Source organism: Mycobacterium sp., assembly GCF_035697385.1.
Lineage (GTDB): Bacteria > Actinomycetota > Actinomycetes > Mycobacteriales > Mycobacteriaceae > Mycobacterium.
In genome coordinates this window covers 1-21,389 of record NZ_DASSCY010000239.1, presented here as the reverse complement: position 1 = coordinate 21,389, position 21,389 = coordinate 1, and the positions used below count along the sequence as shown (strand labels likewise).

Here is a 21,389-nt window from a genome sequence, read left to right as displayed (position 1 = left end):
AACCGTTGTCGATGTTCACCACGGCGACCCCGGGAGCGCAGCTGTTGAGCATCGTCAGCAGCGGCGCCAGGCCCTCGAACGCCGCGCCGTACCCGGTCGACGTCGGCACCGCCACCACCGGCGCCGAAACCAGCCCGGCGACCACCGCGGGGAGTGCCCCGTCCATACCCGCCACCACGACGATTACCCTGGCCTCACGGAGCTCGTCGAGCCGGCGCAGCACTCGGTGCAGGCCCGCGACACCGACGTCCATGATCAGGTCGGCGGGCCGGCCCAGGTGCCGGGCGGTCAGCAGCGCCTCGCGCGCGACGGGCGCATCGGCCGTGCCTGCGGCCACGACGAGGATCTGCCCACCCACCGGTTCCGGCGGGTTGGGCGGCCAGGCCAGCAGCCCGCTGGCCTCGTCATGAAAAGCGTCGGGCAGTTCGCCGAGGATCGCTGCGGCGTGCTCAGGGCTCGCCCGGGTGAACAACGTGCGTGCACCGTGGCCGCGCAGCGCGCCGGCGATCAGCCGGACCTGTTCGCCCGTCTTGCCTCGGCAATACACCGCCTCCGGATAACCGCGTCGGACAGCCCGGTCGAGGTCGAGGTCGGCGAAGTTGGCCAGCGCCTCGTCGGGTTTCCAAGGCTCCGTCATGTTTCGGCCTCCAGGTGTGCGGGGCACCGCTGTAACGGTGACGATCTCACGAAGCGTCCGCACTGTCACCGGTGGCGGGCGCCAGCGTGGGAGAGCTATACGTCCCCAGCCGCCCGGCACCGGTCAGGCCAAGGCCATTCAGTTCAGTGAGGACCTCGGCGGTGAGTGATGGCGACTTCTCCAGCGCGGCGTGTGCCGACGGGTCCAGCTCAACCCGAAATCCGTTACCTAGCAACCGAACTCGTAGATCACGCGGTTGCAGACCGGCATCGGCCAGCCTCGCTCGGACCGCGATCTCGGCGCGCTCCACCAGGCCCAGCCGGCCAATGGAGACGGGGATTCCCACGGCGATACGTGAGGCCAGACACGGCGTCGCCGGCTTATCAGCGACGGGTAACGACCACGCAGCCGCCAGCATCCGGATCTCCTGCTTGCCGAGCCCGGCATCGGCGAGCGGTTCGACCACTGCCAGCTCACGGGCGGCGCGCAGACCGGGTCGGTGCAGGGCCCGACGGTCGTCGGCATGCGTACCGGTGGCCACGTGTGCAATGCCCCGCTGGACCGCGAGCTCGCTGGCGGCGCTCAGCACGGTGTGTTTACAGAAATAGCAGCGGTTGCCCGCATTCGCGCGGTAGCCGGGCACGTCGAGTTCGGCGCTCCGGACTTCGACCAGCTCCGCGCCGAGTTCGGCGGCGATCTGCCGCGCGTCGATGAGTTCGGTACGGGCGAGGCTGGGCGAGTCCGCAATCACCGCCACGACCCGATCGGCAGGCAGCGCGCGCAGGGCCGCGGCAAGCACGAGGGTGGAGTCGACTCCACCGGAGAACGCGACGGCGACACTGTCAAGTGATCGAAGCTGAGCCAGCAGCCGGTCGGCGATCTCTTCCAGGTCGGTCGCGATCGGCATGTCTCGGAAGGTGGTCATGCCGCCCCCACTCGCTCCGCGGACAGCCTGCTGATCATGCCGCGCACCGCATTGCCGACAATGTCGACGCCTTGTTCGGTGAACAGCGACTCCGGGTGGAACTGAACGCCCTCGATCGGCAGGGTCCGGTGCCGGACGCCCATGATCTCGCCGTCTTCCGACCACGCGGTAGCCACCAGTTCGGCTGGCAGCGAGTCGGACTCGATCACCAGTGAGTGGTAGCGAGCGACAGTCAGTGGGTTCGGCAGTCCGGCGAAAACGCCCTTTGCGTCGTGCGTGATGTCCGAGCACTTTCCGTGCATTGGCGCGGCAGCGTGCCGGATCCGAGCGCCGAAGGCGGCACCGATCGCTTGGTGACCAAGACATACTCCGAAGATCGGGAACGTGTGCCCCAGCCGCTGGATCAGCTCGATGGAGATACCTGCGGCGGCCGGATCCCCGGGGCCCGGCGAGATGAGGATCAAGTCGGGAGCGAGCTCGGCGACCTGCTCGACGGTCACCTCGTCGTTGCGGTACACGACGCACTCGTCGCCAAGATCTCCCACGTACTGCACGAGGTTGTAGACGAATGAGTCGTAGTTGTCGATGACGCAGATCATGTCGCGCCCCCTTTCATGGTTACGCCAAGGGCGCGGGCGCCCGAGCCGAGCTTCGCGAGGCACTCGGCGTACTCGGCCGACGCATCGGAGTCGTGCACGATGCCACCTCCCGCCTGCAGGCGAATCTCCCCGTCGCACAGCACCATGCTGCGAATCGTGAGGAACAGGTCCACGTGGGACAGTCCGAATGAGCCGACCGCGCCCGAGTACAGCCAGCGCCGGCTCGGCTCCAGGTCGTCGATGATCTCCATTGCGCGCACCTTGGGCGTGCCGGTCATGGTGCCCGCGGGGAACGTCGCCCGGATGAGCTCGTCGGTTCGCCGGTCGCCGCGGATCTGGCCGTACACGTCCGAGGTCAGATGCATCACGTGGGAGTAGCGCTCCACGTCCATCAGCCGCTCGACGGAGACGCTGCCCGGCCGGCACACCCGGCCAAGGTCGTTGCGCGCGAGATCGACGAGCATCCGGTGCTCGGCCAGTTCCTTGACCGACGCGCGCAGGTCGGCTTCAGCGCGCTCGTCGGCGAGGCGGTCGTGGCCGCGAGGTCGGGTTCCGGCGAGGGGACGGATGAGCGCCCGGCCGTCGTTCAGCGTCATGCACGGTTCCGGTGAGGCGCCGACCACCTCGAACCGCGGGCCCGCGTACCAGAAGTGGTAGGGGGACGGATTGATGGCGGTCAGTCTCTCGAAAACCGCCAGGCCGTCCACGGTGGCCGGTGCGGTCCAGGCGGTGGACAGCACGAGCTGGAAGACGTCGCCGTCGAGGATGTGCCGCTTCGCGCGATCGACCGCGGCGGCGTACTCCTCGAAGCTGAAGCCGAACCGGCCGGCGCCCACGGCCACGACGCCCAACGGTGCGAGCGTCGGTCCGTTCAGCCTCCTCGCGACCCGCTCGGCCGCGGCGCGTGCGGCGGCGGCTGAGGGACCCCTGCCGATCACCTTCCCGTACCCGTCGGTGAACTGGACCAGTGTTTCGGGCAGGAAGAATTCGTACACCGGCCGATCGGTCGCCGGGTGGCGGCTCGGCAACCGCTCGAAGTCGCGCACTGCGTCATAGCCCAGCAGCCCGTACCAGGCCGCCTCGGTAGCCGGGGTGTCGACCGGGATATCAAGCGCAGCAAGGAAATTCACGGCGTCAGCCAACGGCGCGTGGCCCGCGCCGCCGGGATGGGACAGGGCGGCCAGCTCGCCAACGGCCAGCGTTGCGTTGCGACCGTCGGATCCGGCGGTGAGCATGACCCGCCCGGCGGTACGCAGCGCCGCGGCCGCCGCCACCGGGGTGATCGATGTGGCCAGCGGAACGACGTGGCGGTACAGCCGTGAGCCGGCCGGCAGCGCGGGCGCGGTGATCAACGTGATCGTCATCCCGGCACACCCTCCCGCTGTGGCGGCACACGGAACTGCGTCCGCTCGTGGTCGCCGACCCGCTTGCCCATCGCATACCGGAACGCGGCGAGCTGGATGGCACGCGGCGGGCAACCCTCGATGAAGATCCCGAGATCGCGGCTCTCGTAGAGGCAGTTGCCGACCAGGATCACTTCACCGCGCAGCGGCGGCATCTGCACCTGCGGACCGGAGATGATCGTCATCTCACCGTCCCAGGCGCACAACTCCTCGGCGAGTGCGCGCATGGCCCCGGCCACAAACCGGCTGCACGCCGGGCAGGCGTTCTCGGCGTGGACGTGGATACCGGCTCGCGGAGGGACGATCTCGACCGGCGCCTTGACCATGTCGAAGGCGAGCTCCGCCAGCGGCGTGCCGCGCAGGTCGATGTCCTCGAGTGCGAGCGGGCCCATACCGCGCTGGTGCGCGTCGCGCAGATAGGCGACGCTGTTCGGGTCGAAGCCCGCCAGCACGCCGACCGCGACGTCGAGGGCGACCGCGTTGCGGCTGGCGGCCAGGAAGCCCACCGAGCGCGCGCGCCCGTCCATCGGGTAGTTGCCCTCGATCACCGTCGTTCCGTCGCAGATGACCAGGTCCTGCGGGCGCATCAGGTTCAGGTCTACGGTGGACTCGTCGACCCCGGCCATGTGGACGATGCGGGTCGTGTAGCCGGGAAGCAGCCCGACCAAGTTCTTCATGGCGTTGGAGTAGACGACGCTGGCGTGCGTGCGCAGCTGCGGCACCCCGATGAAGTAGTCGCAGTCCTCGATCAGCTCGGGCACCGCGATCGGCACCCGCAACGACGTCGCGCCGGGAATGTTGGTGATGCGCAACGGAAGATCGTCGAGGCTGACGACGCGGGCGTACCGGGCGGCCTCGTGGTCGTTGAGGATCTCGTAGATGGCGTGCGTGCGCTCCGCGATCACTGGGCGGGCCCCGTGTTCGGCGACCGCGCGGGCAATGGCGGCCAGCAGCGCCGGGCTCACGTGGAACCCGGGCTCCGTCTGGAACAGGTTCGGCTTGATCAACACCTCGGCGCCGGGAGGCAGGCCGGCCAACGGCTCGTCGATCAGCTCGAGCAGCCGGCGCAACACACCGGGCACCGCGGCGTCGTCGGTCGCGGGCGCGAGTGCAACCGGGGGCCGTGCCGGCTCAGCCATCGGTGTCCTCCATCGCGATGACTCTCGTGGGAGCCGCCTCTGCGCCGGCGGCCTTCATGGGCAGAGCAACCAGCTGCACGACCTGCTTGGTGAGCTCGTGCATGTTGGTGACGTACTCCAGCAGCGGGATGCCGGCCGCTAGCAAGGCGTGATGCACGGGGGACTCGGCGTCGCCGGGCCGTTCGGTGAGGCAGTCCAGCCCGAATAGGCTGGCGCCGTTGTCGATTGCCCATTCCGCGGCCGACGGGGTCAGGTATGGCGGCCTGTCCCAGTAGTCAGGCCGGCCCCAGTTGTTGTGCAGGTAATCGGTGCGCACCAGTAGCCGGTCGCCCTCCTGCCACACGGGGCGCAGCACCCGCTCCAGGTCCTCACCGGTGACCGGCTCCAGCTCGCCCTTGTCGGACAGGTCGGCGACGCAGGCGCGCCCGATCAGGGTGTGCAGCGGAACCTCGTCGATCCCCTCGGTGCCCGGGAAGAAATGCAGCTTGTATTCCATGTGCGTCCCGTTGTGGGGAAACACGTGGAGGTAGGAGAACGTGCGCTTGGTGCCGTAAGGGTCGGTCTCCGGTGTCATCGTGCGCTCGCTGACGAACTGCGGAAACCAGTCGGCGGGATAGGACGGCATTCCGTCGTAGAAGCCGTGAGTCAGGTCGACGAATCGGGTCATTGAATTGCTCCTTGCTCGGTAGATGAATCAGCAGGTGAAGAGGCAGGTGTTGCGGACTTGGGTGTTGTTGATCATGGTGATGACGGTGCTGCCGCCCGGCGGTACAGCGCGCACGCCGCCACCGCAGAGCCCGGTCGGGGTCATGAAGGCGGCCCACAGTGCGAAATACTCAGTGCGGGCACCGCTTTGAGGTTCGATCACCGTCTCCACGTTCGGCGCTACGATTTCCTGTACGAGGCAGCCGGTCTGCGTGCTCGCCGCCAGCGCCTCCCGCCAGGTACCGGGGTCCACTTCACGTCCGATGAGGACGCCCTCGCCGCCGAACAGCCCAGTTGGCTTGAACACCAGGCTTTCCCGGCGCTGCATGCACTCGGAGATGAACCGCTCATCCGATTCCGCGCCGGGCCGGCCTAGCATGCGGCTCCACGGGAGCACCCGGTCGATCACCGCCCGCTCCTGCGCCGAGAACACCGAGGCGTCCTCCGCGAACTCGGACAGCATCGCGAGGGTGCCCTTGTTTCCGAACACGTTGGTCGGCGTCCACACCACCACCGTGCCGTTCTCATGGGCGCGGAATACCGGCTCCATGAGCGCGTCGCCGTCGGGATGGGCGAGCATCTCTTCGAGTCCGTAGTAGCGCAGGATCACGTCGATCCCGGTGCCGTGAAGGTACGGCTTGCCGGCGCGGAAGGTCAGGTCGCTGATCTCGCCGACCCGGCAGTCGATGCCCTGCTCGGCCAGGAGCTCGCCGATCGCCCGCCGCTGGTGGCCGTAGGCGGCCATCCCGCCGGGCCCCTCGAGCACCGCGACTACCGGCTCGCCGGCTCCAATGCCCTTGCCGGCGTTGCGTAGCGCCGCGGCCAGATCCCCGCTCGTGTCCAGGTAGCCAAGGCCGTGCTCGGCGGCGAACTCGGCGACCGCCGGGATCCGCAGATAGGCCTTCGGCAGCGGGCCGACCATGTCAAGGCCGCCCAGCGCGCTGCCGATGTTGAACTCGAGCAGCTTGAAAGATGAACCGTCGTAATAGGTGTCGGCCCGACCGTACAGCGGCGGGGGGCCGTCGCCGAGCAGCCGGCGCATCCAAGCACCGCGCCGGTCATCGATGCCAAGGGCCGCGCGGAACCGTTCGAAGTCTCCATCGAAGCAGCGCTGCGGCAGCGAGGTGACCAGATCGAAGATGGTGACGAGATCCCGGCCGAAAGCCCGGAACTCGGTCTCGTCGACCATGACCGGGCGGGGCAGCAGCCTCGGCCACGCCGCCCGCATGGTCTCCGATACGTCGAGCTCGGCCAGCGCGCCGCGCAGCCGGCTGTCCGGGGTCGCACAGTCAGCGAGGTAGGCCTCGGTGACCTGGTTCGCGCGTGCCGACATGATTGCCTCCAAGGTGTGAAAAGTCAGACGGATACCGGTGTTTGGGCACCGGCATGCGCGGGGCGGCGGGCCAGGATGACCCGGTACTGCATGAGGATCACGACGCCGAAGAGCAGGTAGATCCCCGCCATCCCCTGGGTGCTCAGCACCGCACTCAGGCTGATCAGCAGCGAGTTGACCACCTGACCGAACCGGATGTGCAGGTAGTACGCGGCCATGTACCGGGGCCGGCCGTCTTCCGGCGCCAGGTCCGCCAGCAGCGCCTGCTGGACCGGCGTGTTCATCAGCTCGCCGATGGTCAGCACCACGACCGCGGCCAGTAGCACCCAGGCGGTGTTGGTGACCGCCAGCACCGCGAAGCCGCCTACGTACAGGGGGATTCCCACATAGATCCGGGTCCGGTCCGGCAGCCGCCGCAGCAGGGAGTTGACCTGCAGCGCGAGCAGCACGACCAGGATGGTGTTCACCGCTTTGAGCACGCCGAGCATCTGCACCCCGTGGACGTCGCCGAACGGAAACACGTGCTGGACTCCGAAGTCGTTCGACAAGCGGATCCCGATCGCGGTGCTCAGCTGCCCTTCGAGGGTCAGCACCAGCGTGGCGACGATGATCAGCCGGCGGAACGTCGAGTCGACAAGCACCACCTTGTAGCCCTCGACGAACTGGGCCAGGCCGCGAAGCTTGGCGGGTGCGGCAGCAGCCGCCGATTGCGGCTTCGTCTCGGCCACCAGCAGCACGGTGACGAGGAGGGCGAAGCCCATGCCGATGGCGCCGCCAAGGATCACGGCACCGAAATGCGAGCCGTAGAGGAAGCCGCCGAGCAGCGCGCCACCGCCGAGCGCGACGTTGATCACCCAGTAATTGACTGTGTAGACGTACTTGCGGTCCTCGGGCGGAGTGACGTCGATGATGGTCGAGTCGTTGGCCGGCAGCGCCATGTTGGTCCCGAACTTGACGATGGCGTAGCTGAAGTAGACCGCGAGTGGGCCCCAGTCAGCGAAGTAGGCCACGGTCATCAGCACTAGGAAGGCGGTGCCGATGACGTCCCCGACGATAAGGACGGGCCGGCGTCCCCACTTCTCTGACAAATGACCGCCGAGCAGCATGCCGAAGACCGCGAAAACGGCGAACAGCAGGATCAACGCGCCGGTGGTCGCGATCCCCACCCGGGACGCGAGGTAGATCGCGATGAAGGTGAGGATCATCGCGTCGATCAACTTGTGGACGAACGCCAACCCGATCCTGACCCGGACATTGCGGTGCAGCGCCATGAACTTCTTCATCGGGCCACAACCTCTTCGGCCGGGGCACTGGCCGGCTGCGCGGCATCCTCGGTGAGGATCACGACGTCGTGACGGGTCTTGGAGCTCATTGTCTCCGCGAGCACATTTGTACGCATGAGACGAATTGTTGTGATCGAGCAGTGGTTCCGTAATCGCTGGGAAGCCAGATTCCACGCGTCGATGGGAAAGGGTTTCCTATCCGCGGGGTGAGCACCGTGCTCGTTCGATGACCGTCAGCGCAGCGATCATCTGATCGTTTCGCTGCGGCAGTCTCGGGTAACTCTTCAGCGCACACATCGTTTGAATGCGATGACGGAAGGGATCACCATGCCACTCAATGATGACGACATCACCACCTCGGGCAACGGCGGCGAGGGTACCGCCGACGGCGGCTCGAACCCCGAAGGCCACGACGGCGGAGCCGACGGAACCGCAGGCGGCGAAGGTCCCGCCGACGGCGGCTCGAACCCCGAAGGCCAGGACGGCGGAGCCGACGGAACCGCAGGCGGCGAAGGTCCCGCCGACGGCGGCTCGAACCCCGAAGGTCACGACGGCGGTGCCGACGGAACCGCATGACCGCTTCGCGGTGCTGAGCCGCTGTATTGCGACCGACCCCCACACATTCGCCACCGAATTCTGGGGGCGAAGGCCGTTGCTCAGCCTGTCAAGCGCGCTGCCCCGCGACTTCGGCGATCTGCTTTCGCCCGACATGGTCGACGAGTTGATCGCCGAGCGTGGAGTGCGCGCGCCGTTCATCCGCCTGGCCAAAGAAGGTGACGTGCTGGCCAGAGACTGCTATCTCGGCTCGGCCGGATTCGGCGCCGAGACGCCAGATCAGGTTGACTCCGCGAAGGTTCTCGCTCAGTTCGCTTCTGGCGCAACGATTGTGTTGCAAGGGCTGCATCGACTATGGCCACCGCTGATCGACTTCGTCCGGCAGGCGGTAGATGAATTGGGCCATCCTGTGCAGGCGAACGCCTACATCACGCCGCCAACCAACCGCGGGTTCGATCCGCACTACGACGTCCACGACGTGTTCGTCCTGCAAGCGGCCGGGCGGAAGCGCTGGATCGTGCACGAGCCTGTGCTCGACCATCCCCTGCCGTCGCAGCCGTGGACGCAGCATCGGGCGGCGATCGCTGAGCGGGTGACCGGAGATCCGGTCATCGACACCGTTCTCACCGAAGGCGACGCCCTGTATCTGCCACGCGGGTGGGTACATTCGGCGCAGGCGCTGGACTCTACGTCCATCCACCTGACCATCGGCGTGTCCGCCGTAACAGGCTTGGACGTCGCCCGCGCAGTCGTCGATCAGCTGTCGACCGTTGACGCGTTCCGGAAGTCGCTACCGTTGGGCAGCGACCCGGCCGATCAGGATGAGATCATCGCGACGGTGACGAAAGTGATGTCAGAAATGGTCGACACGTTGCGAGACGAAGCGGTCATGCTCAGCGGCGGCGCGGCCGCACAATTGATGCAACGTCACGCCGAGCGGACACGGCCCGTTGCCGTCCGTCCGCTGGCCACGCTCGCGGCCTCGGAATCCGCCGCAACCACTGCGGTTCAGTGGCGCCGTGGGCTCGTCGCCACCATCGATTCTTCGGCTGGGCGTGTCGTGCTCCGGCTGCCAGACAAGGTGATGACATTTCCGATGTCGTGTGCCGATGCCATGGCGGCGCTGCACCGCGGCCTCCCTGCCGACGCGGCGACGTTACCGGGCCTCGATCATGCCGACGCCACGGTGCTGATCCGCCGGCTGCTCCGTGAGGCCGTTGTCGTGCCGGTCAACGGATGACCGCTGCTAAGCGACAGCCGTGCAGCGACCAATCGCTGAACCGCGATGACCCGCTGTACGGCACCGCGTCTGCGGGTTCTTCCTGGGTCCTGCTCGAATTAGCGGGAGGTTGGGGGCATTCGGCCTTCCTGCAGTCTCCGGCCACCATCGATCCCGAACTCGGACGCGCCATCGTCCGTCGGTTCGAGGCCGCGAAGATGCGGATCGCGGCGATACGTAAGCACGGCCGTCGGCCGACCGCTCCGCGGTGGCGGTGGTTCGTCGCACAAGCCGGCGTTGGCAACGAAGCGCTGTACGGCGGAGAGGTGAGTGATCCGCGCGAATATCTGGACCTCGCCCTCGATGGATCCGACGGGACGCTGTCCACGGATCCATTGGTAGCCGTCTGTGCGCACGGCAGGCACGATCAGTGTTGCGCTGTCCGCGGCCGCGGCGCGTGCAAGGAGATCGCCGCGAAGTATCCCGACTTCACTTGGGAATGCTCACATCTGGGTGGCGATCGCTTCGCGGCCACCATGCTGATACTGCCCGAAGGCCTGTGTTACGGGCGCGTCGACTCGACCGATTCGGCGGGCCTGGTGCGCCTGTATCTCGAGGGGCGACTCGACAACAGGTTTCTCCGCGGACGCACGTCACTCCCGCACGTTGTCCAAGCGGCTCAATATTTCGCACGGGAAGCGAATGGCGATGACCGCATCGCGAGCCTGCCACCGCTCGGCGTCGACAAGGAGGCGGAGCAAACTCGTGTCGTGCTCGGCGGCACGTCGGGGCCGATCGAAGTCTGCGTCAACGAAGAATGGTCAGAGCCGCTGCTGTCGCAATGTCATGCGCGGGTTCCCGGCCGGGTTCGGACCTACACGTTGGCCTCGATTACGTAACGTCGGCGGCCGGTACGCCCCTCACGACGGCGGCGGCGGTGCCATGGCCCGGGCGGCCAACCCCGCGGCGACGGCGGAGAGGACGTGCCACGCGCCGTGGTACTGCCACAGGCTGTCGGGCCGGCACAGCGGCGACCCGGAACGTCCCGCGGCGTAGGCCGCGAGTGCCAGCGCGAAGACTCCAGCCGGTGCCGCCCACACCGACAATCGCTTCCGGCGCCAGCTCAGGACCAGTCCCGCGACGCATACCACTCCCAGCGCGACGATCGGCAAGTCGTGAGCAAGCTCCGCCCACGAGGGCTGCGGTCCGTGGTACGCGAAGCTCCCGCCCCCGACCGCCACCAGTGCAACTCCGGCAGCCCCAGCCAGCGGTGCCCGGACCCGCACTGCCCATAACAGCACGGCCACCCCGGCGACGACGTAGGCGAGACTGGTGACAGCCAGGACGGGCTGCGCTAGTTCGCCGCCGACAATGCGCTCGCAATCCGTATGACCGAAACCCGCCATCACGGAGGTGGCGGCGGCGGTGGTGGCACCGGAGGCGGCGGTGGTGGCACCGGAGGTGGCGGTGGTCCGAGCACTGGCACGGTGATTGGCGGCAGCCCCGGAATCTCCACCACCGTCGTGCCCACCGTGGGTGGCGGTGGTGGGGCTCCCGGCGGAGGCGGCGGAGGTGGCGGCGGTGCAGGCGGAACACCGTTGCTGACGTTGATCGTGATGATCGACCCAGGAATGGTTTGACCGCTCGGGCTGGTCCCGACCACCGTGCCATAGGAAGCGCCGCTGCTTACAAGCGTCGTCTGGTCGGCGACCTGAAAACCGGCCTCCCTCAGCCGTTGCCGGGCAGCATCCACCTTCAGCCCGGACACACTTGGCACCCGGCTGCCCGGCGCGCCGACGACGTAGCGCGGATCCGTTGGCGGCAGATGCACATCGCCGAAATCTCCTGCGATCGGCTTCATCGCCGCGAACCAGGTGCGGGCGGGCTCGTTGCCGCCGAACAGGTTGCCGCTGCCGCACTTACGCAGCGGGAACGAACAGATTCCGGACGGATTGTTGGAGTCGTCGAAGATGTAGTTCGCTGCGGCGTACTGATTCGTGAACCCCAGAAAACCCGAGGACCGATTCGACTCGGTAGTGCCGGTCTTGCCCGACATCGGCAGATCCCAGCCCACGGTGGCCGCGGCGCCGGCTGCGGTGCCTGGCGGTTTGTCGTCCTTACTAAGGGCGTTCGCGAAGGTGTTCGCCAGTCCCTCGGGCACCGCCTGGTCGCACGGTTGACTGTCGAACGACACCTCGTTGCCGTGGCGGTCGATGATCTTGTCGATCGGCGTCGGCGGGCACCACACTCCACCGGAAGCCAGCGTCGCCGCCACGTTGGCCAGCTCGAGCGCATTGAGCTGAAATGGGCCAAGAGTGAACGAGCCGATGTTCTGTCTCTTGATGAAGTCGGCAAGGCTTTCGTTGCTTTCGGGGTCGTAGCTGCGCGCCGTTCCGGGAAGCGCGTAGGACCGAAGCCCGAGCCGCACCGCCATATCGACCGCGCGCGGAACCCCGACCTGTTGAATCAACTTGGCAAACGCCGTATTCGGCGAGACGGCTAGCGCGTCGGTGACATTCATCGAACCGCGATAGTTCCCCGCGTTCCGCACGCACCACGTCTCTTTTGGACATCCCGGCGTGTCGCTGCTGCCGAGACCTCTCGCCTGGAAAGAGCCAGGCACCTGCAACTGAGCGTCGATGCCCATGCCCATGTCGAGCGCCGCCGCCGTGGTGAAGATCTTGAAGATCGATCCGGCGCCATCGCCGATGAGCGAGAACGGCAGTGGCTGCATTGATTCGTTGGCGTCGTCATTGAGGCCATACGTCCGGTTGCTGGCCATCGCCATCACTCGATGCGCGTCTTTGCCCGGCTTGATCACGCTCATCACGCTCGCGACACTGTCGAGTGTTGGGTCGGCGAACTCGTCGATCGCCGACTTGACTGACGACTGCACCTTCGGGTCCAGCGTCGTGCGAATCAGATATCCGCCGCGCGCCACTTGCTCCTTGCTGATGCCGGAACGGGCCAGGTATTCCAGCGCATAGTCGCAAAAGAAACCGCGGTCGCCTGCGGCAATGCAGCCGTTCGGGAGCCCGTCCGGCTGGGGCAGCACACCCAGCGGCTCCGCCTTGGCGGTGCGCAGCTCGTCGGCGTGCTGAGGGAGATTCTCAATCATGGTGTCCAGCACGAGATTCCGCCGCTCCATTGCCCGTTGGGGATTGGCGTAGGGGTCAAGCAAGCTGGTCGACTGCACCAGTCCCGCCAGCAGGGCGGCCTGCTGCCAGTTCAGCTGCAAGGCGTCGATGCCGAAGTAGGTCTGCGCGGCGTCCTGGACGCCGAACGCCCCGTTGCCGAAATACACCAAGTTGAGGTATCGGGTGAGAATCTCAGCCTTGGTGAGCGTCTCGTTGAGAGTCAGCGCCATCCGGATCTCGCGCAGCTTGCGCGCCGGTGTCAGCGCGACTGCGGCCCGCCGCTGGGCGTCGGTCTGCGCCGTCACCAGCAGCTGATAGTTCTTGACGTACTGCTGCTCGATGGTAGAGCCGCCGCGGGTACCGGGGTTTCCAGCGAGGTATCCGGACAGCCCGGTCAGTGTGCCCGGCCAGTCCACGCCGTTGTGCTCGGCGAACCGCTTGTCCTCGATCGAGACGATCGCCAGCTTCATCGAATTCGCGATCTGATCCGATTCCACCTCGAACCGACGCTGGGTGTACAGCCATGCGATCGGGTTCCCTGCTGTGTCGACCATCGTCGACACCTGCGGGACGTCGCCTTCGACTAGTTGCGCGGATCCGTTGGCGACGACGTCCGCGGCCCGGTTGGACATCAACCCGATGCCGCCGACGAACGGGAACATCAGTGCGGCCGCCAGTACTCCGGCCATGAAGCAGTAGGCCGCCAGCCTGCTGACGGTCCCCCAAGTCGGCCGCCCCTCCGACATGCATCAAGGCTATCCGCGACCCTCATCGAATTCTGTGCATTGGCGAAAGCTCTTTAGTCCCCGGGGAAACCGCGACTCCAGCCGCATTGCGTAGTTGCCCGCGCCCGAACGGAACCAGAGTGCCCAGCAAGATTTATTCAGCGGAACTCTGTATGCCCGGTCCGCATGACTGCCATAATCACGGTCGGGCCGGGCTAGCAGTGGGGGTTAGAAATGAAGAAGCTCGCAGCTGTGCTGTTGACGGCGATGGGGGCGGCGGTAGCACCGTTGGTGATCGCGCCGGTTGCGGACGCTGACATATGTGCGGGCGCGGCTGGACGCCATTTCGCGGCGGGTGGCTGCACCAACGTCGCCGGTGACGTGGCGGTCGGCACTGCCATCGCTGCAGCTCACGTGCCCTATGTGCCGGGTGAGGTGCCGTGCTACACGGTAGAGGGCGTTCCGTACTACACGCCTCCTGGCCAACCCTGCTGACGCGAGAGTCGCGAGTGGCGCGAAAAATGGGGTAGCCCACTACTCCATACAAGCGGGCTTCTTGCAGCCACGATTTCCTTACGAGCGCAACGCGCCTCGCGAAGGGAAGCAACCATGAACCGAATTTCGCGTTTCGCAACGACTATGGTGATGTCAGGCGGTCTCGGGTTGGCCGCCATGGGGTTCGGCGCTGGCATCGCCCAGGCCTTGCCCGGCGGTCCTGCGCCGCTCGGGTCCTGGCCCGGTTGTCCGCCCGACAACCCGTCCGGCCCGTGTCGTTGGTGCCCGGGGGATCCCCCGGTGCAGACCGGCAATCTTCGTGTGAACCCGGTGGTTTGGGACAACAACGTCTGCCACACGTACTGGTACGTCTATCACGGGCAGGGCAACGTTGCTCAGAACATCTTCGAGGGCGAGGCTCCACCCCCACCACCTCCACCCCCGCCGAACTTCACCCCGCCTCTTCCACCGGGGCAGTGCTGGTATCTCTTCATTCCGGGGCCGTGTTAGCAGCTAAAAGCAAGGCGCGCAATGTATCCCGCGACAAAGTCGCTCTGAAGTTGGCACGATGGACAACCGGTCGCACAGGCCAGCCGATTAACCGAGCACTGCGCCCCGGCCCGGTCATCGCCACGTGATCAACTCCGCGCGAAACGGGATCTTCGTCAAAAATCCAACCGCCGACCACCTCGAAGTCCAGACTGGGACGAGGTCTGGACGGGGTGGTGAACGACATGACCTCTCCGCGCACGCTGGACGCGCGAGGCTCTGCCGCATGGTTGCGACGTCTTGCCCGTACGACGCCGGGTGTCATCGGCGCAATCGCTGTCGCCATCGCGGCATCCTGCTTGATCACCGGGCTGGTATGCGGCGGGCAGCTGGACGGGAGGATCGCCCAGCACAACGCGGTTCTCGACCGTTCTGAGCCGCTCGCCTACGCGGCGCAGAACCTATACGCAGCCTTATCGGCCGCCGACGCCGCCGCAGCATCAGCGTTCCTGTCCGGCGGGATCGAAACAGCTCCGATCCGGGCCAGCTATCAACAAGCGCTGGCTGAGGCGGCATCGGCGCTGTCGGACGTGACCGCGGGGAGCACGGACGCGGACACCCGCGCCGCGCTGGCGCAAATTTCCGCCGAACTGGCTGCGTACACGGGGCTGGTCGAGTCGGCGCGGGTGAACAACCGGCAGGGGCTGACGGTCGGGTCGGCGTACTTGCGAGAAGCGTCGTCGTTGATGCGGAACGAGCTGCTTGCCGACGCCGAACACATATACGATCGCAATCTCGAAGCCCTCGACCGAGACCAGCGCGCGGTCGGCTCTGTACCGAAGGTCAGTCTCGTGCTGCTGGTCCTCGTCCTGGTGGCAATCGGCGTCGGTTCGGTGATCGTGTTTCGCCGCACGAACAGACAGTTCAACCCGGGCCTGCTCATCGCCGCGGCAGTGGTGTTGCTGGTGATCACGTGGATCGCCGTGGCGACCCGGCTGGCCGCAGCCAACATCGAGGACAGCCGAACGGAGGGCACGGCGAAATTCCAGCAGCTTGCGACCGCTCGCATCCTCGCGCAAAAAGCACGAACCGACGAAACCCTGGAGCTGATCGGCCGTGGCGACATCTCTGCCGGAGAGAAGTCGTTCTACGGCCACATCGGCGAGATGAGGACACTGCTCGACGCGGCACCGCCGGCCGCGAACGACGCCGCGCAGAAATGGGTCGCCAGCCACGGAAAGCAGACCTTGGCCTACGAAGCCGGCGACTATGAGGCCGCGGTCGCCCAGGCAATCGGCCCTGATCCGGCGGCCTCTGCGACGCAGTTCGCCAAGGTCGAATCCAGCCTGCGCGAAGGGATCGAGCGAACCCGCGAGACACTGCGCGATCGAGTGACGGTGGCCGGCACCTTCCTGGCGCGGAGTCCCACAGGGACCCTCGTGCTGATGGTCGTCGCTGCGTCGGCGGTCGTCGTCGGATTGTGGCCGCGGCTCAAGGAGTTCTTGTGAGGCGACGAATTGCCTTGGCGCTGCTCGCTATTGCGCTCACCGCCGCGGGATGCGGATCGTCCGTTGCGCCGGTATCGGTGTCAGTCTCGCCCGTTGAGCCGTCGCCATCCGGTGCAACGAAAATCACGAGCGCGCCAACGGCGGCACATGTGAACTGCGACAGGGAAGCCAGCCTGCGCCCCGATCCGCTGCCCCCGCCGGGAGCCATGCCGCCCGGTTCGACGATGGCGGCAATCGCCGAACGTGGCCGCCTCATCGTCGGGGTCGACCAGGACACCTATCTGTTCGGCTTTCGAAACCCTTCCACCGGGAAAGTGGAGGGATTTGACATCGACATCGCAGGCGAGATCGCGCAGGCGATCTTCGGCGACCCGGAACTGATCCAACCGCGAGTGGTCAATGCGGACCAAAGAGAGTCGGTATTGCAGAACGGCGAGGTCGACCTGGTGGTGCGGACGTATTCGATCACTTGTGCCCGTAAGCAACTCGTCGATTTCTCCACCGTGTACTTCATCGCCAACCAGAGAATCCTTTCCGTGAAGAATTCCGGAATCGATTCTTTCGGGGCACTCTCCGGAAAACGAGTCTGCGCCGTGTCGGGCACCACCTCGCTCGCGAAGCTGTACGAGCTCAACCCCAAGCCGGAGATCTTCGGCGCGACGACCTGGACGGACTGCCTCGTGATGCTGCAACAGGGCCAGGTCGACGCGATCAGCACCGACGACGTGGTGCTCGAGGGGCTTGCCCACCAGGACCCGAATGTGGAAGTCGTCGGCGACAGCATCGCAATAGAGCCCTACGGCATCGGCGTCAAGAAGGGTGACGACGAACTGGTCCGATTCGTCAACGGCGTTCTCGAGAAAATCCGCGAAGACGGAACGTGGGAACGCCTTTACCAGGCGCGGCTGCAAAGCCTCGGACCGTCGCCGGGTCCGCCGGCGGCACGGTACGAGGACTGAAAATGGGAAGTTCCGAACCGGCCCGCAGCCTCTCGACCGCTCGATCGATGCAAACGACTCGCGCCAAGCCGTCGAAATCCGCCAGCGCTCGCGGCCGCCTCGGCGCCGGGATTGTCGCCATACCGCGTATACCGAAGCGCGATCCGACTGCGGCGATCATGACCGACCCGAAAGTGCCGGAGGCAAACCGGTTCTGCGGCGACCGCGAATGCCACGAACCCGTCGGGCGTGGACGCGGCGACAGGCCCGGAAGCCCCGAGGGCGTCTGTACCGAGTGCGGCACGCGATATTCGTTCGTTCCCAAGCTTTCTCGCGGCGACCTCGTTGGCGCACAGTACGAAGTGCAGGGATGCATCGCCCACGGCGGTCTTGGCTGGATCTACCTTGCGATAGACCGAAACGTGCGCGACCGCTGGGTGGTACTCAAGGGCCTACTGAACTCTGGCGATGCCGACGCGATGGCCGCCGCCGAGGCCGAGGTCCTCGCCCTTGCCAAGGTGGAACACCCGAACATCGTCCGGATCTACAACTTCGTCGAGCATGTCGACTCCGCAGGGATTCCCGTCGGCTACATCGTCATGGAGTACGTCGGCGGCACGTCACTCAAGCAGATCCGCAAAGCCCGCAACGCTCCGCTTCCGCCCGACCAGGCGGTCGCCTACATCGTCGAGATCGCACCTGCACTTCACTACCTGCACACCCAGGGCCTCGCCTACTGCGACTTCAAGCCGGACAACGTGATACAGGCCGACGAGCAGCTCAAGCTCATCGACCTCGGCGCCGTCATCGCCATGGACGACGAGGAAAGCCCGATCTACGGAACCCCCGGCTATCAGGCACCCGAGATCGCCGAGACCGGGCCCACCGTCGCCAGTGACGTCTACACCGTCGGGCGGACTCTCGCCGTTCTTGTGATGGACGTTCCACAGGCGCACGGACGTTTCGTCGAGCAGCTGCCCGGACCGGCGACAGTGCCGGTCCTCGAAAAGCACGAATCGTTGTACCGTGCGCTCCTGCGCGCCACGGACCCCGACCCGGGTCGACGGTTCTCTTCCATGGAAGAGCTGGCCGATCAGCTGACTGGGGTGCTGCACGAGATCGCGGCCACCGACAGCGGCACTGCACAGCCAAGGAAGTCGAACTACTTCAGTCCGCAACGTGCGCTCTACGGCGGCGGCCGCGACGTGCCGGTGGGCGCCCCGGATGTCATCGCGGCACTGTCAGTCCCCGTGGTCGACCCCAACGACGCAGGCGCGGCAGTGCTCGCGACGACGAGTGGCACACCTGCGGCCCAACTCGAACAGGCGCTGGCGGTCGCCCGGCGGGGTGCCTACCCCGGAGACAGCTCATCCGTCGAGGTCCCGCTGCGGCTCGTTCGCGCGTCGCTCGAGTTGGGCGCCCCCGAGCAGGCGCGGAAACGACTTTCGGAGCTGGCTGCGGTCATCCCAGAAGACTGGCGGCTGACATGGTACAGCGGACAATGCGCGCTTCTAGAGCGCGAATTCGACAAGGCTGCAATGGATTTCAACGCGGTGGCGACCACGTTGCCCGGCGAGCTCGCCCCGATGCTGGCAATGGCGGCCACCGCCGAATTGCGCGACGAGTACGACGAAGCTGCGCGCTACTACGCGACGGTCTGGCGAACGGATCACAGCTACGTCAGTGCTGCGTTCGGGCTGGCGAGGCTGTACACACGCGCGGGAGACCACGCCGCCGCGATCAGGGCGCTGGACGAGGTCGACCCCACATCGGCGCATTTCACCGCCGCGGGTTCGACCGCGATCGAGATCCTGCTCGACGGCCGAAGCCCGGAGGACCTGGACGAGCAGACGGTGCTCGATGCCGAGAAGCGCGCCGACGCATTGACCCTCGAATCGACCGCCCAGCGGGCTGCGGTTCGGCTGCGGGTGCTCGGTTCGGCGTTGGATTGGTTGCAGGCGGGCAACCAGAGCACCGCCCAACGACTCTTCGGTGCCGCCTTCGACGAACGCGCCATCCGGACCGGAATGGAGCGCGCCTACCGCGACCTGGCGCGCGCAATGACCGACGTGTGGGAGCGCATCGCGTTGGTGGAGAAGGCAAACACGATCCGGCCGAGGACACGAGTATGACGAGCAGGCGCTTGTCATGGCCATTGACCGGCCGCATGGCAGAGATGGGTGCGATCGCGGCCGCCACCGTGGCTTCCGATGTTTCCGGGATCGTTATTTGTGGCGCGGCAGGTGTGGGAAAGAGCCGGGTCGCCCGTGAGGCGCTGTCGAGCGCCGTGTCGCGGGGGTGCGAAACCCGTTGGGCTGTCGGCACATCCGCGGCGCGGATGCTGCCGCTGGGTGCTTTCACCGCATGGGCGCAGTCGGGAGTCACCGACACGGTTGTATTGGTGCGGGGCGTGATCGATTCGCTGACAGCCGCACCCGCGGGCACCAGTGTGGTCATCGGTGTCGATGACGTCCATCTGCTCGACGACCTATCAACGTTCGTCATGCAGCAGATCGTGCAACGCGGCGCGGCGAAGGTTGTGCTCACTGTGCGCGACGGTGAACCGATTCCCGCCGCCGTGCAGGAGATTTGGCGCGATGGCCAGTTCGAGCGGCTAGATCTGCAGCCGCTGTCACTCGACGAGACCGGCATGTTGTTGTCGTCGGCATTGGGTGGGTCGGTGGATCCGGATGCCGTGCAGCGGCTGTGGACGCTGACTTGCGGCAACGTGTTGTATCTGCGAAACATCGTCGAGCGGGAGGTCGCCGACGGCCGATTCGTAATGCACCACGGGCACTGGCGATGGACCGGCGACCCGATCGTGGCACCGAGCTTGGTCGAACTGATCGAGTCCCGCATCGGCGACCTACCCGCGCAAGTTGCCGATGTAATCGATGCGCTGGCTGTCGGGGAGCCGATTGAGTTGGCGGCCCTGACGCGAATCACTGATGCGGCGGCGGTCGAGCAGGCGGACTCGCGTGGCCTCATCACTGTCGAGCCGAGCGCCGACGCTGTCGAGGTGCGCGTCGCGCATCCGCTGTACGGCGAGGTGCGCCGCAGGCGCGCGGCACCCACCCGGCTGCGGCGGCTGCGCGGGCTGGTGGCCGGCGAACTGGCCGCAGCCGCTGACCGCGACGACGTCCGGGTCGTGGTGCGCCGCGCCACGTTGAGCCTCGACTCCGACGTCACGCCCGACGCCGACCTGCTCGTCAGGGCGGCGCGCGGCGCGGTGTGGCTGGCGGATCTGCCCCTCGCCGATCGACTGGCGGAGGCGGCGATCCGCGGCGGAGCGGGACCCGAAGCGAACTTCATTCGCGCGCACGCACTTTCGTGGCTCAGCCGGGGCGAAGAGGCCGACGCGGTGCTCGCCGAGGTACGCACCAGCGATTTGTCCGACGAAGACCAAGCCCGACTCGCGTTCCTGCGGGCCAGCAACATGCTCTGGGTGCTAGCCGACCCCACGCGCGCAAAGCAGCTCATCGACGATGCGTCGCACGCCACCACACCGTCCGCTCGTAGCTATATCGACGCCTTCCTGACGGTTTACTGGTTTGCGAAGGACAAGCCGGGTTTGGCGGCGCAAACGTCGAAAGGCCTTGCGCTGGAAGAGCTGCCCGCGGTCGTCGACGCGGAAATAGCCTGGGCGCTCGCTGCCATGTCCGCGGATGCGGGGCGCACCACCGAAGCGGTGGCCGCCGCCGACGCGGGGTACGCCGTTGCGACACGCTCGTTCGACGCCCCGCAGATGGGGTTCAACATCGCCGATGCACACGTCAGCGCGCTGCTGCTAGCCGGCCGGATCAACGAGGCCGTTGAGGTGGCTGAGCGGGCCCGGCTGCAGGGCGCCGACCTCCCTGGGGCGGCGCATTTCCTCGGTGCCGCGGTGGCGGGTCGGGCCGCACTTGGTGCCGGCCACGTTGACACCGCAGGCTTGTTGCTGGACCAGGCAGCAGTGGCGTTGTCCGCCTTGGGCCATGCCATCGGCTGGGGCTACCGCTATCACATCCCCTACGCGACCGCCCTGGCCATCACGGGGTCAGTGGACGAGGCGGCCGCCGCGCTTGCTGAGCTGGACCAGCTGCAGCGTCCATTTCGGTCACTGGATTATGAGCGGAGCCTGGCCCGCGCATGGGTGGCCGCCGGCCAGGGTGCCGTCAGTGAGGCGGTCGCCACCGTGTTATCTGCAGCCGAAAGGGCAGGAGAAAACGGGCAATTCGCGGCAGAAGTCATCTGCCTGCAGACGGCCACCCAATTCGGAGACCGGTCGGGCGCGCAGCGGCTACGCCAGCTAGAGGCGAT

The 21,389-nt window shown here is 66.7% G+C and carries 19 protein-coding genes; 9 read left to right on the top strand and 10 right to left on the bottom strand.

Annotated features, from left to right (window positions below):
• The 8 genes from larB to VFH65_RS20150 form a co-directional block, all read right to left on the bottom strand.
• A partial coding sequence (larB, locus tag VFH65_RS20185; protein ID WP_353323821.1) for a nickel pincer cofactor biosynthesis protein LarB occupies positions 1-637 on the bottom strand: 637 nt, incomplete at its 3' end.
• A gap of 46 nt (positions 638-683) precedes the next feature.
• Positions 684-1,562, bottom strand: a complete 879-nt coding sequence (locus tag VFH65_RS20180) for an ATP-dependent sacrificial sulfur transferase LarE (protein ID WP_353323820.1) — start codon at positions 1,560-1,562, stop codon at positions 684-686.
• Positions 1,559-2,161: an anthranilate synthase component II gene (locus tag VFH65_RS20175; protein WP_353323819.1), complete on the bottom strand. Its 603-nt coding sequence runs from the start codon at positions 2,159-2,161 to the stop codon at positions 1,559-1,561. Before VFH65_RS20175 ends, VFH65_RS20180 begins: the two co-directional genes overlap by 4 nt.
• Positions 2,158-3,525: an anthranilate synthase component I family protein gene (locus VFH65_RS20170; protein WP_353323818.1), complete on the bottom strand. Its 1,368-nt coding sequence runs from the start codon at positions 3,523-3,525 to the stop codon at positions 2,158-2,160. Before VFH65_RS20170 ends, VFH65_RS20175 begins: the two co-directional genes overlap by 4 nt.
• On the bottom strand, positions 3,522-4,703 hold the full coding sequence (locus VFH65_RS20165) for a DUF362 domain-containing protein (RefSeq protein ID WP_353323817.1): 1,182 nt from the start codon (positions 4,701-4,703) through the stop codon (positions 3,522-3,524). Before VFH65_RS20165 ends, VFH65_RS20170 begins: the two co-directional genes overlap by 4 nt.
• Positions 4,696-5,370: a cyclase family protein gene (locus VFH65_RS20160; protein ID WP_353323816.1), complete on the bottom strand. Its 675-nt coding sequence runs from the start codon at positions 5,368-5,370 to the stop codon at positions 4,696-4,698. Before VFH65_RS20160 ends, VFH65_RS20165 begins: the two co-directional genes overlap by 8 nt.
• A 27-nt stretch (positions 5,371-5,397) precedes the next feature.
• A complete protein-coding gene (locus VFH65_RS20155) occupies positions 5,398-6,741 on the bottom strand; it encodes a hypothetical protein (RefSeq protein WP_353323815.1) in 1,344 nt (447 codons plus the stop codon).
• A 23-nt stretch (positions 6,742-6,764) separates the two neighbouring features.
• A complete protein-coding gene (locus VFH65_RS20150; protein WP_353323814.1) occupies positions 6,765-8,024 on the bottom strand; it encodes an MFS transporter in 1,260 nt (419 codons plus the stop codon).
• Between the two features lie 327 nt (positions 8,025-8,351).
• Between VFH65_RS20150 and VFH65_RS20145 the strand changes: the two genes are divergently transcribed.
• From VFH65_RS20145 to VFH65_RS20135, 3 genes are read left to right on the top strand one after another with little or no spacing between them, the layout of a single operon-like run.
• Positions 8,352-8,600 (top strand): BatC protein, encoded by a 249-nt coding sequence (locus VFH65_RS20145; RefSeq protein ID WP_353323813.1) that lies wholly within the window; start codon positions 8,352-8,354, stop codon positions 8,598-8,600.
• Between the two features lie 10 nt (positions 8,601-8,610).
• Positions 8,611-9,819 (top strand): cupin domain-containing protein, encoded by a 1,209-nt coding sequence (locus VFH65_RS20140; RefSeq protein WP_353323822.1) that lies wholly within the window; start codon positions 8,611-8,613, stop codon positions 9,817-9,819.
• Positions 9,816-10,697, top strand: a complete 882-nt coding sequence (locus tag VFH65_RS20135; RefSeq protein ID WP_353323812.1) for a sucrase ferredoxin — start codon at positions 9,816-9,818, stop codon at positions 10,695-10,697. The genes VFH65_RS20140 and VFH65_RS20135 overlap by 4 nt, the downstream gene beginning before the upstream one ends.
• Positions 10,698-10,718: 21 nt before the next feature.
• Here the strand turns inward: VFH65_RS20135 and VFH65_RS20130 are convergent, their stop codons facing one another.
• Positions 10,719-11,204, bottom strand: coding sequence for a hypothetical protein (locus VFH65_RS20130; RefSeq protein ID WP_353323811.1), 486 nt, complete (start codon positions 11,202-11,204; stop codon positions 10,719-10,721).
• Positions 11,204-13,681 (bottom strand): transglycosylase/D,D-transpeptidase PonA2, encoded by a 2,478-nt coding sequence (gene ponA2, locus VFH65_RS20125; protein WP_353323810.1) that lies wholly within the window; start codon positions 13,679-13,681, stop codon positions 11,204-11,206. The genes VFH65_RS20130 and ponA2 overlap by 1 nt, the downstream gene beginning before the upstream one ends.
• Before the next feature lie 213 nt (positions 13,682-13,894).
• On the opposite strand from ponA2, the gene VFH65_RS20120 reads away from it, so the two are divergent.
• From VFH65_RS20120 to VFH65_RS20095, 6 genes are all read left to right on the top strand, one after another.
• Entirely contained in the window at positions 13,895-14,155 is a 261-nt protein-coding gene (locus VFH65_RS20120; protein WP_353323809.1) for a hypothetical protein, read from the top strand.
• A gap of 150 nt (positions 14,156-14,305) precedes the next feature.
• Complete coding sequence (locus VFH65_RS20115; RefSeq protein WP_353323808.1) at positions 14,306-14,665, top strand: hypothetical protein; 360 nt, start codon at positions 14,306-14,308, stop codon at positions 14,663-14,665.
• Positions 14,666-14,889: 224 nt separating this feature from the next.
• Positions 14,890-16,152, top strand: coding sequence for a hypothetical protein (locus VFH65_RS20110; protein ID WP_353323807.1), 1,263 nt, complete (start codon positions 14,890-14,892; stop codon positions 16,150-16,152).
• Complete coding sequence (locus VFH65_RS20105) at positions 16,149-17,111, top strand: glutamate ABC transporter substrate-binding protein (RefSeq protein ID WP_353323806.1); 963 nt, start codon at positions 16,149-16,151, stop codon at positions 17,109-17,111. The genes VFH65_RS20110 and VFH65_RS20105 overlap by 4 nt, the downstream gene beginning before the upstream one ends.
• A gap of 47 nt (positions 17,112-17,158) precedes the next feature.
• Positions 17,159-19,222 carry a tetratricopeptide repeat protein gene (locus tag VFH65_RS20100; RefSeq protein ID WP_422656606.1) on the top strand — a complete coding sequence of 688 codons (2,064 nt, stop codon included), beginning with the start codon at positions 17,159-17,161 and terminating at the stop codon, positions 19,220-19,222.
• Positions 19,219-21,389 (top strand): helix-turn-helix transcriptional regulator (locus VFH65_RS20095; protein ID WP_353323804.1); only part of this gene is annotated, 2,171 nt, incomplete at its 3' end. The genes VFH65_RS20100 and VFH65_RS20095, both read left to right, overlap by 4 nt.

Bases quoted from the DNA above. Each gene is read 5' to 3' on its own strand.
- VFH65_RS20145 (WP_353323813.1), top strand. From the start codon at position 8,352: ATGCCACTCAATGATGACGACATCACCACCTCGGGCAACGGCGGCGAG.
- VFH65_RS20150 (WP_353323814.1), bottom strand. From the start codon at position 8,024: ATGAAGAAGTTCATGGCGCTGCACCGCAATGTCCGGGTCAGGATCGGG.
- VFH65_RS20180 (WP_353323820.1), bottom strand. From the start codon at position 1,562: ATGACCACCTTCCGAGACATGCCGATCGCGACCGACCTGGAAGAGATC.
- VFH65_RS20130 (WP_353323811.1), bottom strand. From the start codon at position 11,204: ATGGCGGGTTTCGGTCATACGGATTGCGAGCGCATTGTCGGCGGCGAA.
- VFH65_RS20100 (WP_422656606.1), top strand. From the start codon at position 17,159: ATGCAAACGACTCGCGCCAAGCCGTCGAAATCCGCCAGCGCTCGCGGC.
- VFH65_RS20160 (WP_353323816.1), bottom strand. From the start codon at position 5,370: ATGACCCGATTCGTCGACCTGACTCACGGCTTCTACGACGGAATGCCG.
- VFH65_RS20115 (WP_353323808.1), top strand. From the start codon at position 14,306: ATGTCAGGCGGTCTCGGGTTGGCCGCCATGGGGTTCGGCGCTGGCATC.
- VFH65_RS20110 (WP_353323807.1), top strand. From the start codon at position 14,890: ATGACCTCTCCGCGCACGCTGGACGCGCGAGGCTCTGCCGCATGGTTG.
- VFH65_RS20175 (WP_353323819.1), bottom strand. From the start codon at position 2,161: ATGATCTGCGTCATCGACAACTACGACTCATTCGTCTACAACCTCGTG.
- VFH65_RS20170 (WP_353323818.1), bottom strand. From the start codon at position 3,525: ATGACGATCACGTTGATCACCGCGCCCGCGCTGCCGGCCGGCTCACGG.
- VFH65_RS20135 (WP_353323812.1), top strand. From the start codon at position 9,816: ATGACCGCTGCTAAGCGACAGCCGTGCAGCGACCAATCGCTGAACCGC.
- ponA2 (WP_353323810.1), bottom strand. From the start codon at position 13,681: ATGTCGGAGGGGCGGCCGACTTGGGGGACCGTCAGCAGGCTGGCGGCC.
- VFH65_RS20120 (WP_353323809.1), top strand. From the start codon at position 13,895: ATGAAGAAGCTCGCAGCTGTGCTGTTGACGGCGATGGGGGCGGCGGTA.
- VFH65_RS20165 (WP_353323817.1), bottom strand. From the start codon at position 4,703: ATGGCTGAGCCGGCACGGCCCCCGGTTGCACTCGCGCCCGCGACCGAC.
- VFH65_RS20155 (WP_353323815.1), bottom strand. From the start codon at position 6,741: ATGTCGGCACGCGCGAACCAGGTCACCGAGGCCTACCTCGCTGACTGT.